Genomic DNA, 13,598 nt, shown 5'->3' with positions numbered 1-13,598 from the left:
CCCCGTAGAAACAAGGCCGCTCTCCGGCGCGGTCGTGCGAAGGAAACCCCGTCCCGTGAACAGTCTCGTGACCTTCCTCCCGTTCATCGTGCTCATCGGGGCCATGATCCTGATGACCCGCTCCGCCAAGAAGAAGCAGCAGGCGGCCGTCCAGATGCGGGACCAGATGACGCCCGGCACCGGCGTGCGCACCATCGGCGGCATGTACGCCACGGTCAAGGAGGTCAACGACGACACCGTCCTCCTGGAGATCGCCCCCGCCGTGCACGCGGTCTACGCCAAGAACGCCATCGGCGCCGTACTCGAGGACGAGGAGTACAACCGCATCGTCCACGGCACCGAGACCCCGGTCGTGCCCGACGACGCCTCCTCCCTGACCCTGGACAAGGGCGGCGACGAGGCCCCGAAGCTCGACCTGGGCAAGAAGGACGCCGAGGAGGGCGAGGACGCCGCGGCCGACGAGACCAAGGACGCCGCGGCCGACGAGGTCAAGGACGCCAAGGACGCCAAGGGCGACGGCGAGGCCGGCGCGAAGTAACGTTCGGCGGGGGATCGCGCGGCGCCTGACCGGCGCCTTCGCGTTCCCCGGCCGCGACCGCTTCTGCGGGGGGCAGGGGTCCCCACCACACATTTTTCGTGGCCGTCCGCGTGCGAACCGAAGCACGGGACGGTTGGACAGGGAGATACGACAAGGTGGCAGCACCGAAGAAGGGCCGGCGGCCCACGGGGGCTCAGGGGAGGCCGGGGCGCGCCCTGGCCTTCATCCTGATCGCGATGGTGGCGCTCACCGCGGGGATGTTCGTCTCCGGCCAGACCACTCCCCGGCTGGGCATCGACCTCGCCGGCGGTACGAGCATCACGCTCAAGGCCAAGAGCGAGCCGGGCAAGCCGGACGCCATCAACGAGACCAACATGAACACGGCGGTCGGCATCATCGAGCGCCGCGTCAACGGTCTCGGCGTCACGGAGGCCGAGGTCCAGACCCAGGGCCGCGACCACATCATCGTGAACATCCCCAAGGGGACGAACGAGAAGCAGGCCCGCGAGCAGGTCGGTACGACCGCCCAGCTCTACTTCCGGCCCGTGCTGGCGGTCTCCGCCGGCGCGCCGATGCCGCCGGAGACCTCCGGCTCGCCGAACCCGTCCGGTGCCCCGTCCGGCTCGCCGAGCCCGGCCGCCGGCGCCTCGGGCGCGCCCAAGGCCAGTGACGGCAAGAGCCCGTCGGCCACCCCGTCGTCCAGCGCCACTTCCCAGGGCCGTGCCGTCAGCGAGGCCCTCAAGGCCACCGGCACCCCCACGCCGACGCCGTCGGCGGGCGAGTCGAAGAAGGCAGACGACAACAAGGCCACCACCCCGGCCCCGGCCCCGACCCCGTCGGGCGCCGACGCCGCCACGGCGGCCCTCCAGGCCAAGTTCGCCGCGCTGGACTGCACCAAGGAGGACCAGCGCGCGACCGCCGGCAAGGGCGTCAAGCCCGAGGAGCCGACCGTCGCGTGCGGCAAGGCCGGCAACGGCCAGTGGGGCAAGTGGCTGCTCGGCCCGGTCGCGGTCGAGGGCAAGGATGTCAAGGACGCCAAGGGAGTGATCGACCCGCAGCGCGGCATCTGGATCGTCACGATGGAGTTCAACGACAAGGGCTCGGACGCCTTCGCCAAGGTCACCGGTGAGCTGGCGGCCAAGCAGTCCCCGCAGAACCAGTTCGCGATCGTGCTCGACGGCGAGGTCGTCTCCGACCCGTACGTGCAGTCCGCGCTGACCGGCGGCAGCGCCGAGATCTCCGGCGGCTTCACCCAGCAGTCCGCGCAGGACCTGGGCAACATGCTCTCGTACGGCGCCCTGCCGCTGTCCTTCCAGGAGGACAGCGTCACCACGGTGACCGCCGCGCTCGGCGGCGAGCAGCTGAAGGCCGGTCTGATCGCCGGCGCCATCGGCCTCGCGCTCGTGGTGATCTACCTGCTGGTCTACTACCGGGGCCTGTCGTTCATCGCCATCGTCAGCCTCCTGGTGTCGGCGATCCTGACGTACACGATCATGGCGCTGCTGGGCAAGGGCATCGGCTTCGCGCTGAACCTGCCCGCCGTCTGCGGTGCGATCGTGGCCATCGGTATCACCGCCGACTCGTTCATCGTCTACTTCGAGCGCATCCGCGACGAGATCCGCGAGGGCCGCACCCTGCGCCCGGCGGTGGAGCGGGCCTGGCCGCGTGCCCGGCGCACCATCCTGGTCTCGGACTTCGTCTCCTTCCTGGCCGCCGCGGTGCTGTTCATCGTCACCGTCGGCAAGGTGCAGGGCTTCGCGTTCACGCTGGGTCTGACCACCCTGCTCGACGTCGTCGTGGTGTTCCTGTTCACCAAGCCCGTGATGACGCTGTTCGCGCGTACGAAGTTCTTCTCCAGCGGTCACCCGTGGTCCGGCCTGGACCCGAAGCGGCTCGGTGCCAAGCCGCCGCTGCGGCGCTCCCGTCGTCCCGTCTCCGCTCCCGTCGACGCAAAGGAGGCGTGAGATGTCGAAGCTCGGTGACATCGGCGCCAAGCTGTACCGCGGTGAGGTCGGCTACGACTTCATCGGCAAGCGCTTCGTCTGGTACGGCGTCTCCATCCTGATCACCATCACCGCGGCCGTGGCCCTGGCCGTCCAGGGCCTGAACTTCGGTATCGAGTTCAAGGGCGGCGCGGTCTTCACCACGCCGAAGACCGCGGTGTCGGTGGCCCACGCCACCGAGAGCGCGGAGAAGGCCTCCGGCCACGACGCGATCGTCCAGGAGCTCGGCAACGGCGGCATGCGCATCCAGATCTCCGGTCTGGACACCGACGAGGCCAACAGCGTCAAGACCAAGCTCGCCGCCGACCTCAAGGTGACCGAGAAGGACATCAACGCGGACCTGGTCGGCCCGAGCTGGGGCGAGCAGATCGCCAACAAGGCCTGGACGGGCCTGGGCGTCTTCATGGTCCTGGTGGTGATCTACCTCGCCATCGCCTTCGAGTGGCGGATGGCCGTCGCCGCGCTGATCGCCCTGATCCACGACCTCACCATCACGGTCGGCGTGTACGCGCTGGTCGGCTTCGAGGTCACCCCGGGCACCGTGATCGGTCTGCTGACGATCCTCGGTTACTCGCTCTACGACACCGTCGTCGTCTTCGACGGTCTCAAGGAGTCCACGAAGGGCATCACCAAGCAGACCCGCCACACCTACAGCGAGCTCGCCAACAAGAGCGTCAACGGCACCCTGGTGCGGTCGATCAACACCACGGTCGTCGCACTGCTGCCGGTCGCCGCGCTGCTCTTCATCGGCGGCGGCCTGCTCGACGCGGGCATGCTCAACGACATCTCGCTGTCGCTGTTCGTCGGCCTCGCGGCCGGTGCGTACTCCTCGATCTTCATCGCGACCCCGCTGGTCGTGGACCTCAAGGAGCGCGAGCCGGCGATGAAGGCGCTGACCAAGCGGGTGCTGGCCAAGCGCGCCAAGGGCGGCGACGCCGACGCCGAGGGCGAGGACCTCCCCGAGGTCGTCGCGCAGGGCCGCGCGGCCGGCCGTACGACGGGACGCCGACGGTGACCGAGGAGACCCTCCGGCTGCTGCTCAGCCGGATCAAGGACGTCCCGGACTACCCGCAGCCCGGCGTGATGTTCAAGGACATCACGCCGCTGCTGGCGGACCCGGCGGCCTTCGGTGCCCTCACGGACGCCCTGGCCGGGCTGTGCAGCACGTACGGGGCCACGAAGATCGTCGGTCTGGAGGCGCGCGGCTTCATCCTGGCTGCGCCGGTCGCCGTCCAGGCGGGCGTCGGCTTCGTACCGGTCCGCAAGGCGGGCAAGCTGCCGGGGGCGACCCTCAAGCAGGCCTACGCCCTGGAGTACGGCACCGCCGAGATCGAGGTCCACGCCGAGGACCTGGCACCGGGCGACCGGGTCATGGTCATCGACGACGTCCTGGCCACCGGCGGCACCGCCGAGGCCTCGCTGGAGCTCATCCGGCGGGCCGGCGCGGAGGTCGCGGGCGTGGCGGTCCTGATGGAGCTGGGCTTCCTCGCGGGCCGCGCCCGCCTGGAGGCCGTCCTGGGCGGCGCCCCGCTGGACGCGCTGATCACCGTCTGACGCCGGCACGGACGTACGGAGCGGCGGTCACCCGGACACCGGGGGGCCGCCGCTCCGCCGTTTCCCGGCTCGGGCCCGGCTGCTCGCCGGCTCCGGGTGCGGGTCCGCCTGATGAACCGGGGCGAACGCGCACGCCCAGGGCTCGCTACCATGGTTTACCCGGACCTACCGGGGGCCCCGGATCTCCCCCGGACTCCGTCCGGGAGACCCCCAGAGGAGCGCTCTTGCCAGACGAGGTCCAGCCACTCTCCGCCGCCCAGCCCGACCCGACGGCTCAGTCGGCCGCGCCTGCGCCCGCTCCCGAGCCGGCCCCGCCGGCCGCTGCCCCGGCCACCGCTGGGCGGGGCCCCCAGCCGCCCAAGCCCGCGCCCCTGAAGCCCGCGGGCTCCTCCAACCGGGTGCGGGCCCGCCTCGCCCGGCTGGGCGTCCAGCGCTCCAACCCCTACAACCCGGTCCTGGAGCCGCTGCTGCGCATAGTCCGCAGCAACGACCCCAAGATCGAGACCGCGACCCTGCGCCAGATCGAGAACGCCTACCAGGTGGCCGAGCGCTGGCACCGCGGCCAGAAGCGCAAGAGCGGCGACCCGTACATCACCCACCCGCTCGCGGTCACCACCATCCTCGCCGAGCTCGGCATGGACCCCGCCACCCTGATGGCCGGCCTGCTGCACGACACCGTCGAGGACACCGAGTACGGCCTGGAACAGCTCAGACGCGACTTCGGCGACGCCGTGGCCCTGCTGGTCGACGGCGTCACCAAGCTCGACAAGGTCAAGTTCGGCGAGGCCGCCCAGGCCGAGACCGTCCGCAAGATGGTCGTCGCCATGGCCAAGGACCCCCGGGTCCTGGTCATCAAGCTCGCGGACCGCCTGCACAACATGCGCACCATGCGCTACCTCAAGCGGGACAAGCAGGAGAAGAAGGCCCGCGAGACCCTGGAGATCTACGCGCCGCTGGCCCACCGCCTCGGCATGAACACGATCAAGTGGGAGCTGGAGGACCTCTCCTTCGCGATCCTCTACCCGAAGATGTACGACGAGATCGTCCGCCTCGTCGCCGAGCGGGCGCCCAAGCGCGACGAGTACCTCGCGATCGTCACCGACGAGGTCCAGACCGACCTGCGCGCCGCCCGGATCAAGGCCACCGTCACCGGCCGCCCCAAGCACTACTACAGCGTCTACCAGAAGATGATCGTGCGGGGCCGCGACTTCGCCGAGATCTACGACCTGGTGGGCATCCGCGTCCTCGTGGACACCGTCCGCGACTGCTACGCGGCCCTCGGCACCGTCCACGCGCGATGGAACCCGGTCCCGGGGCGGTTCAAGGACTACATCGCGATGCCCAAGTTCAACATGTACCAGTCGCTCCACACGACGGTCATCGGGCCCAGCGGCAAGCCGGTCGAGCTCCAGATCCGCACCTTCGACATGCACCGGCGCGCCGAGTACGGCATCGCCGCGCACTGGAAGTACAAGCAGCAGACCGTCGCCGGCGCCTCCAAGGTGCGCACCGACGTCCCGCAGGCCGCCAAGGGCAGCGCCGGGCAGGACACCGTCAACGACATGGCGTGGCTGCGCCAGCTCCTGGACTGGCAGAAGGAGACCGAGGACCCGGGCGAGTTCCTCGACTCGCTGCGCTTCGACCTCTCCCGCAACGAGGTCTTCGTCTTCACCCCCAAGGGCGACGTCATCGCGCTGCCGGCCGGGGCCACCCCGGTCGACTTCGCGTACGCCGTGCACACCGAGGTCGGCCACCGCACCATAGGGGCCCGCGTCAACGGGCGCCTCGTACCGCTGGAGTCCACCCTCGACAACGGCGACCTGGTGGAGGTCTTCACCTCCAAGGCCGAGGGCGCCGGCCCCTCCCGCGACTGGCTCGGCTTCGTCAAGTCCCCGCGCGCCCGCAACAAGATCCGCGCCTGGTTCTCCAAGGAACGCCGGGACGAGGCCATCGAGCACGGCAAGGACGCCATCGCGCGGGCCATGCGCAAGCAGAACCTGCCGATCCAGCGCATCCTCACCGGCGACTCGCTCGTCACGCTCGCGCACGAGATGCGCTACCCCGACATCTCGTCCCTGTACGCCGCGATCGGCGAGGGCCACGTGGCCGCGCAGGGCGTCGTACAGAAGCTCGTCCAGGCCCTCGGCGGCGAGGAGGCCGCGGGCGAGGACATCGAGGAGAGCGTCCCGCCGTCGCGCACCCGCGGCAAGCGGCGCGGCAGCGCCGACCCGGGTGTCGTGGTCAAGGGCGTCGACGACGTGTGGGTCAAGCTGGCCCGCTGCTGCACCCCGGTGCCCGGCGACCCGATCATCGGCTTCGTCACCCGCGGCAGTGGCGTATCGGTTCACCGCGCCGACTGCGTCAACGTCGACTCGCTCTCGCAGCAGCCCGAGCGCATCCTCGACGTCGAATGGGCGCCCACCCAGTCCTCGGTCTTCCTGGTCGCCATCCAGGTCGAGGCACTGGACCGCTCCCGCCTGCTGTCGGACGTCACCCGGGTCCTGTCGGACCAGCACGTGAACATCCTCTCGGCGGCCGTCCAGACCTCCCGCGACCGGGTCGCCACCTCCCGCTTCACCTTCGAGATGGGCGACCCCAAGCACCTCGGCCACGTCCTGAAGGCCGTACGGGGCGTCGAGGGCGTCTACGACGTCTACCGCGTGACCTCCGCCAGGAGGCCTTGATCCGGAAGCACGAGGGCCCCGGTGCGCGGAATGCGTACCGGGGCCCTCGTCTTGGTGACGACCACCTGAGCCATCAATTGAGCAACCGTCGCGGCGAGCAACCACCTCCGCGAGAGCGGCGCCGGTTCAGGCGCAAAAGCAGCATCAGCCGCCGAACTCCTCCAGGCCCTTCAGCGCCTGGTCCAGCAGGGCCTGGCGGCCCTCCAGCTCGCGCGCCAGCTTGTCGGCCTTGGCGTTGTTGCCCGCCGCGCGCGCCGCGTCGATCTGCTCACGCAGCCTGTCCACGGCAGCCTGCAGCTGGCCGGTCAGACCCGCGGCACGGGCCCGCGCCTCGGGGTTCGTACGCCGCCACTCGGCCTCCTCGGCCTCCTGGATGGCCCGCTCGACCGCGTGCATCCGGCCCTCGACCTTGGACCGGGAGTCGCGCGGCACGTGGCCGATGGCCTCCCAGCGCTCGTTGACCGACCGGAACGCCGCACGCGCCGCCTTCAGGTCGGTCACCGGGACGAGCTTCTCCGCCTCGTCGGCCAGCTCCTCCTTCAGCCGCAGGTTCTCCACCTGCTCGGCGTCGCGCTCCGCGAAGACCTCGCCACGCGCGCCGAAGAAGATGTCCTGGGCACCGCGGAAGCGGTTCCACAGGTCGTCCTCGGCCTCGCGCTGCGCCCGGCCGGCCGCCTTCCACTCCGCCATCAGCTCGCGGTAGCGGGCCGCCGTCGGGCCCCAGTCCGTCGACTTCGACAGCGACTCGGCCTCGGCGACCAGCCGCTCCTTGGTCTTGCGCGCATCCTCGCGCTGCGCGTCCAGCGACGCGAAGTGCGCCTTGCGGCGCTTGGAGAAGGCGGACCGGGCGTGCGAGAAGCGGTGCCACAGCTCGTCGTCCGACTTGCGGTCCAGGCGCGGCAGACCCTTCCAGGTGTCCACCAGGGCCCGCAGCCGCTCACCCGCGGAGCGCCACTGGTCGCTCTGCGCCAGCTGCTCGGCCTCGGCGACCAGGTCCTCCTTCGCCTTGCGCGCCTCGTCGGTCTGCTTGGCCTTGGCGGCCTTGCGCTCCTCGCGGCGCGACTCCACCGAGGCGACCAGCTTGTCCAGGCGCACGCGCAGTGCGTCGAGGTCGCCCACCGCGTGGTGCTCCTCGATCTGGGTGCGCAGGTGGTCGATCGCGACCGCCGCGTCCTTCGCGGACAGGTCGGTGGTCCGCACGCGCCGTTCGAGGAGGCCGATCTCGACCACCAGGCCCTCGTACTTGCGCTCGAAGTAGGCCAGGGCCTCCTCGGGGGTGCCCGCCTGCCACGAGCCGACGACCTTCTCGCCATCGGCAGTACGCACGTACACGGTGCCCGTCTCGTCGACGCGGCCCCACGGGTCGCTGCTCACAGCGCCTCCTCCACATGATGCCTGCGAAGGGGTTCGCCCCCCGGGCATCGTCCACAGTTTCCTGGGGCGGGCAGCGCCCGCCCTGCACAACGCCAACATAGGCGACCGCCGGGCCGGCTGTCCGCATCCCGGCGACGTCAATGACGCCCGGATGCGGAAACACCGTCCGTACCCGCCCCGGCGGTACGCCGCGGTCAGTTCTTGGTGACCGTGCCCTGCTCGATGGTGACGGGGGTCTTGGGGGCCCCGTCCGTACCGCCGTCCGCGGTGCCCTGCTTGGCGATCTCCTCCAGCACCTTCAGGCCGGCCGCGTCGATCTTGCCGAACGGGGTGTAGCTCGGGGCCAGCGGGCTGTCCTTGTAGACCAGGAAGAACTGGCTGCCGCCGGAGCCCGGGCGGCCGGTGTTGGCCATGGCGACCGTGCCGGCCGGGTAGACGACCTGGCCCTGCTCGTTGGGCTTGCCCAGGGCGTCCAGGTTCTCGTCGGGGATCGTGTAGCCGGGGCCGCCCATGCCGGTGCCCTCGGGGTCGCCGCACTGGAGCACGAAGATGCCCGCGCTGGTCAGGCGGTGGCACTTGGTCCCGTCGAAGAACTTCTTGTCGGCGAGCGACTTGAAGGAGTTCACCGTCTGCGGCGTCTTCGCCGCGTCCATCGAGAAGGAGACGTTGCCGGCGCTCGTCTTCAGCGCGAACGTGTACGTCGCCTTCTGGTCGATCGCCATCGCGGGCGACGGCGACTGCTTGGGCGTGGGCAGGCTCGACGTCGCCGACGGGCTGGCCGCGGTGTCCGCGTCCTTGGTGTCCTTGCTGTCGAAGACGCCGCCCACGGCCAGGCCGATGACCGCCGCGGCGACCACTGCCACCGCGGCGCCGGTCACCAGGGCCCGCTGGCGGGACTTGCGCCGGGCCTCGGCACGCCGCTTCTGCTGCCGCTCGAACTTCTCCCTGGCGAGCTGACGCCGCCGCTGATCGCTCGTGACCACCGGGTCTCGTCTCCTTGTACGTCTGTAGGTACAGCTGTCCGGGCTGGGATAGGCCGTACCGTATATGGGTTCGCTGTGTGATGAGAGCCGCCGGTAGGCTCTGATCTGCAGCAACCCTCCTGACGGACGACTTTTCGACGACGAGCAAAGGACGAACGTGCTGATTGCCGGGTTCCCCGCCGGGGCCTGGGGGACCAACTGCTACCTGGTCGCCCCCGCCGCCGGTGAGGAGTGCGTGATCATCGACCCCGGCCACCAGGCCGCCCAGGGAGTCGAGGAGGCGCTGAAGAAGCATCGGCTCAAGCCCGTCGCGGTCGTCCTCACCCACGGCCACATCGACCATGTGGCCTCGGTGGTCCCGGTGTGCGGAGCGCACGACGTACCCGCCTGGATCCACCCCGAGGACCGCTACATGATGAGCGACCCGGAGAAGGCCCTCGGCCGCTCCATCGGGATGCCGCTCATGGGCGAGCTGACCGTGGGGGAGCCGGACGACGTCCGCGAGCTGACCGACGGCAGCAGCCTGAAGCTGGCCGGTCTGGACTTCACCGTGGCGCATGCGCCCGGTCATACCAAGGGGTCGGTGACCTTCCAGATGCCCGAGGCGGCCGACATCCCGTCGGTCCTCTTCTCGGGGGATCTGCTCTTCGCCGGCTCCATCGGACGCACCGACCTGCCCGGCGGCTCCCACGCCGAGATCCTCGAGTCGCTGGCCCGCGTGTGCCTGCCGCTCGACGACTCGACCGTGGTGCTGTCCGGCCACGGTCCCCAGACCACCATCGGCCGCGAGCGCGCGACCAACCCGTACCTGCGGGAGGTCGCCGCCGGCCCGGCAGCGGACCCCATGGCCGCTCCACGACGAGGAATGTGACGAGACTTCCGTGAGCACCTTCAAGGCCCCCAAGGGCACGTACGACCTGATCCCGCCGTTCTCGGCGAAGTACCTGGCGGTCCGCGAGGCGATCTCCGCGCCGCTGCGCACCTCCGGCTACGGGTACGTCGAGACGCCCGGCTTCGAGGACGTCAACCTTTTCGCCCGCGGTGTCGGCGAGTCAACCGACATCGTCTCCAAGGAGATGTATGCCTTTGAAACGAAGGGCGGCGACAAGCTGGCCCTTCGTCCCGAAGGCACCGCGTCCGTGCTGCGCGCGGCGCTGGAGGCCAGCCTGCACAAGCAGGGCAACCTGCCGGTCAAGCTCTGGTACTCCGGCTCGTACTACCGCTACGAGCGCCCGCAGAAGGGCCGCTACCGCCACTTCTCGCAGGTCGGCGCCGAGGCGATCGGTGCCGAGGACCCGGCGCTCGACGCCGAGCTGATCATCCTGGCCGACCAGGCGTACCGCTCGCTGGGCCTGCGCAACTTCCGCATCCTGCTGAACTCGCTCGGCGACAAGGAGTGCCGCCCGGTCTACCGGGAGGCCCTGCAGACCTTCCTGCGCGGGCTGGACCTGGACGAGGAGACCCTGCGCCGCGCCGAGATCAACCCGCTGCGCGTGCTCGACGACAAGCGGGCGGACGTGCAGAAGCAGCTCGTGGACGCGCCGCTGCTGCGCGACTACCTGTGCGACGCGTGCAAGGCGTACCACGAGGAGGTGCGCGCCCTGATCACCGCGGCGGGCGTGGCCTTCGAGGACGACCCGAAGCTGGTGCGCGGCCTGGACTACTACACCCGCACCACCTTCGAGTTCGTCCACGACGGTCTCGGCTCGCAGTCCGCGGTCGGCGGCGGCGGCCGCTACGACGGCCTGTCCGAGATGATCGGCGGCCCGGCGCTGCCGTCGGTGGGCTGGGCGCTGGGCGTGGACCGCACGGTGCTGGCCCTGGAGGCGGAGGGCGTCGAGCTGGACATCCCGCCGACCACCAGCGTCTTCGCCGTCGCCATCGGCGAGGAGGCCCGCCGGCTGCTGTTCGGCAAGGTGGTCGAGCTGCGCAAGGCCGGCGTCGCCGCGGACTTCTCGTTCGGCGGCAAGGGCCTCAAGGGCAGCATGAAGGACGCCAACCGCTCGGGCGCGCGCTTCACCGTGGTCGCCGGTGAGCGGGACCTCGCCGAGGGCGTCGTCCAGCTCAAGGACATGGAGTCCGGCGAGCAGACGGCCGTGCCGGTGGACGAGCTGGTCGAGACGGTGCGGGCCCGGCTCGCGTGAGCACAGGGGCGCCGGGCAGCATGCGCTGCCCGGCGTAACCCCCGTACAGGCGCAGCAGGGCCGGTCGTTACGCCGTACGGCAGAATGCACCGCATGACGACGACGGGCGAGACGACGGGGCGGACGATCGGCGCGAGCCGGGCGTTCGCCTGGCTGCTGGTGATCACGGGGGCCATGGGCCTGCTGGCCGCCTGGGTGATCACGATCGACAAGTTCAAGCTGCTGGAGGACCCGGACTTCGTCCCCGGCTGCAGCCTGAACCCGGTCGTGGCCTGCGGCAACATCATGAAGAGCGAACAGGCGTCCGCGTTCGGCTTCCCGAACCCGATGCTCGGCCTGGTCAGCTACGGCATCGTGATCTGCGTGGGCATGAGCCTGCTGGCCGGGGCCCGGTTCCGCCGCTGGTACTGGCTGACCTTCAACGCGGGCTGCCTCTTCGGCGTCGTCTTCTGCGCCTGGCTGACCTACCAGTCGCTGTACAACATCAACTCCCTGTGCCTGTGGTGCGTCCTGGCCTGGATCGCCACGATCTTCATGTTCTGGTACGTGACCTCGCACAACGTCCGCGAGGGGCTGCTGCCCGCGCCGGGCTGGCTGCGCAGCTTCCTCGACGAGTTCACCTGGGTGCTGCCGGTCTTGCATCTCGGGATCATCGGCATGCTGATCCTGACCCGCTGGTGGGACTTCTGGACCTCCTGAGCCCGCCGCGGCCTGTCAGTGGCCTCGCTTAGGCTTCAGGCGTGGAACCAGACCTGTTCACCGCCGCCGCCGAAGAGCGCCAGGAGAAGGACCCCGCGAGTTCGCCGCTCGCCGTCCGGATGCGCCCGCGCACCCTGGACGAGGTCGTCGGCCAGCAGCACCTGCTGAAGCCGGGCTCGCCGCTGCGGCGGCTGGTGGGCGACGGAAGCGGGGGGCCGGCCGGTTCCTCCTCGGTGATCCTGTGGGGTCCGCCGGGCACCGGCAAGACCACCCTGGCGTACGTGGTCAGCCAGGCCACGCAGAAGCGGTTCGTGGAGCTGTCCGCGATCACGGCCGGGGTCAAGGAGGTCCGGGCGGTCATCGAGGGCGCCCGGCGGGCCGCCGGGGGGTACGGCAAGGAGACCGTCCTCTTCCTCGACGAGATCCACCGCTTCAGCAAGGCCCAGCAGGACTCGCTGCTGCCGGCCGTGGAGAACCGCTGGGTCACCCTGATCGCGGCCACCACCGAGAACCCGTACTTCTCGGTGATCTCCCCGCTGCTGTCACGCTCCCTGCTGCTCACCCTCGAACCCCTCACGGACGAGGACCTGAGCGGCCTGCTCCACCGGGCACTGACCGAGGAGCGGGGCCTGGGCGGGGCGGTGACCCTGCCCGCCGACGCGGAGGCGCACCTGCTGCGGATCGCCGGCGGAGACGCGCGCCGGGCGCTGACGGCCCTGGAGGCGGGCGCCGGCGCGGCCATCGCCAAGGGCGAGCCGGAGATCACCCTCGTGACGGTCGAGGAGGCGGTCGACCGGGCGGCGGTGAAGTACGACCGGGACGGCGACCAGCACTACGACGTGGCGAGCGCGCTGATCAAGTCCATCCGCGGCTCGGACGTGGACGCGGCGCTGCACTACCTGGCCCGGATGATCGAGGCGGGGGAGGACCCGCGGTTCATCGCCCGCCGGCTGATGATCTCGGCCAGCGAGGACATCGGCCTGGCGGACCCGACCGCGCTGCCGACCGCGGTCGCGGCGGCCCAGGCGGTGGCCATGATCGGCTTCCCGGAGGCGGCGCTGACCCTGTCGCACGCGACGATCGCGCTGGCCCTGGCCCCCAAGTCGAACACGGCGACGACCGCGATCGGAGCGGCGCTGGCCGACGTACGCGCCGGCCTCGCCGGTCCGGTCCCGGCGCACCTGCGGGACGGGCACTACAAGGGCGCCGCGAAGCTGGGCCATGCGCAGGGGTACGTGTACCCGCACGACGTGGCGGGGGCGATCGCGGCCCAGCAGTATGCGCCGGACGCGATCCATGGCAAGCGCTACTACGAGCCGACGCGGTACGGCGCGGAGGCGCGCTACGCCGACGTGGTCGAGCGGGTCCGCGCCAGACTCCGCGGCGACACGCCGTAACCGCTGCGCGGGGCCCGCGCCTCAAACGCCCGCGGGGGCGGGACCGGGCGGGGGGCGCCCCCCCCCGGGGGCGGGGGGCCTCGCGCGCAACCCCCAGGGGCCCGCCGGGCCGGCCCGCGCGGGGGGGGCCCCCGACCAGGGGGGGGGGGGCGGGGGAGGCCCCGGGTGGGGTGGGGGGGGGGGGGGGGGGAGGGCCGCCCCGCGGCGCCGCGGCAGAGTGGG

General features: G+C 71.1%; 11 protein-coding genes. 9 read left to right on the top strand and 2 right to left on the bottom strand.

Annotated elements, in window-relative coordinates:
- Positions 1–103 precede the first annotated feature (103 nt).
- The 5 genes from yajC to GPJ59_RS07455 all read left to right on the top strand — a co-directional run bounded on the left by yajC (position 104) and on the right by GPJ59_RS07455 (position 6,779).
- Positions 104–538 carry a preprotein translocase subunit YajC gene (gene yajC, locus GPJ59_RS07475; protein WP_374200801.1) on the top strand — a complete coding sequence of 145 codons (435 nt, stop codon included), beginning with the start codon at positions 104–106 and terminating at the stop codon, positions 536–538.
- A gap of 155 nt (positions 539–693) precedes the next feature.
- Entirely contained in the window at positions 694–2,502 is a 1,809-nt protein-coding gene (secD, locus tag GPJ59_RS07470; RefSeq protein ID WP_219665660.1) for a protein translocase subunit SecD, read from the top strand.
- Between the two features lies 1 nt (position 2,503).
- Entirely contained in the window at positions 2,504–3,556 is a 1,053-nt protein-coding gene (gene secF / locus GPJ59_RS07465) for a protein translocase subunit SecF (RefSeq protein WP_219665659.1), read from the top strand.
- On the top strand, positions 3,553–4,095 hold the full coding sequence (locus tag GPJ59_RS07460) for an adenine phosphoribosyltransferase (RefSeq protein WP_219665658.1): 543 nt from the start codon (positions 3,553–3,555) through the stop codon (positions 4,093–4,095). The genes secF and GPJ59_RS07460 overlap by 4 nt, the downstream gene beginning before the upstream one ends.
- A 224-nt stretch (positions 4,096–4,319) precedes the next feature.
- Positions 4,320–6,779 carry a RelA/SpoT family protein gene (locus GPJ59_RS07455; RefSeq protein ID WP_219665657.1) on the top strand — a complete coding sequence of 820 codons (2,460 nt, stop codon included), beginning with the start codon at positions 4,320–4,322 and terminating at the stop codon, positions 6,777–6,779.
- Positions 6,780–6,923: 144 nt separating this feature from the next.
- Here GPJ59_RS07455 and GPJ59_RS07450 read toward each other — a convergent pair whose 3' ends face one another.
- Together GPJ59_RS07450 and GPJ59_RS07445 are read right to left on the bottom strand one after the other, a co-directional pair.
- Positions 6,924–8,153 (bottom strand): DUF349 domain-containing protein, encoded by a 1,230-nt coding sequence (locus GPJ59_RS07450; RefSeq protein WP_219665656.1) that lies wholly within the window; start codon positions 8,151–8,153, stop codon positions 6,924–6,926.
- 194 nt (positions 8,154–8,347) lie between these two features.
- Complete coding sequence (locus tag GPJ59_RS07445) at positions 8,348–9,136, bottom strand: peptidylprolyl isomerase (protein ID WP_219665655.1); 789 nt, start codon at positions 9,134–9,136, stop codon at positions 8,348–8,350.
- 157 nt (positions 9,137–9,293) lie between these two features.
- Between GPJ59_RS07445 and GPJ59_RS07440 the strand changes: the two genes are divergently transcribed.
- From GPJ59_RS07440 to GPJ59_RS07425, 4 genes are all read left to right on the top strand, one after another.
- On the top strand, positions 9,294–10,007 hold the full coding sequence (locus GPJ59_RS07440) for an MBL fold metallo-hydrolase (RefSeq protein ID WP_219665654.1): 714 nt from the start codon (positions 9,294–9,296) through the stop codon (positions 10,005–10,007).
- A gap of 10 nt (positions 10,008–10,017) precedes the next feature.
- A complete protein-coding gene (gene hisS, locus GPJ59_RS07435; protein WP_219665653.1) occupies positions 10,018–11,280 on the top strand; it encodes a histidine--tRNA ligase in 1,263 nt (420 codons plus the stop codon).
- A 93-nt stretch (positions 11,281–11,373) separates the two neighbouring features.
- Positions 11,374–11,979 (top strand): vitamin K epoxide reductase family protein, encoded by a 606-nt coding sequence (locus GPJ59_RS07430; RefSeq protein ID WP_258024009.1) that lies wholly within the window; start codon positions 11,374–11,376, stop codon positions 11,977–11,979.
- Positions 11,980–12,020: 41 nt separating this feature from the next.
- Entirely contained in the window at positions 12,021–13,376 is a 1,356-nt protein-coding gene (locus GPJ59_RS07425; protein WP_219665651.1) for a replication-associated recombination protein A, read from the top strand.
- Positions 13,377–13,598: the final 222 nt, after the last annotated feature.

Origin of the sequence: Streptomyces bambusae (assembly GCF_019400985.1) — a bacterium.
GTDB lineage: Bacteria > Actinomycetota > Actinomycetes > Streptomycetales > Streptomycetaceae > Streptomyces > Streptomyces bambusae_A.
Note: the sequence above shows the minus strand (reverse complement) of the source record. Positions and strands in the feature narration are given on the sequence as shown.

Bases quoted from the DNA above. Each gene is read 5' to 3' on its own strand.
- yajC (WP_374200801.1), top strand. From the start codon at position 104: ATGATCCTGATGACCCGCTCCGCCAAGAAGAAGCAGCAGGCGGCCGTC.
- secF (WP_219665659.1), top strand. From the start codon at position 2,504: ATGTCGAAGCTCGGTGACATCGGCGCCAAGCTGTACCGCGGTGAGGTC.
- GPJ59_RS07430 (WP_258024009.1), top strand. From the start codon at position 11,374: ATGACGACGACGGGCGAGACGACGGGGCGGACGATCGGCGCGAGCCGG.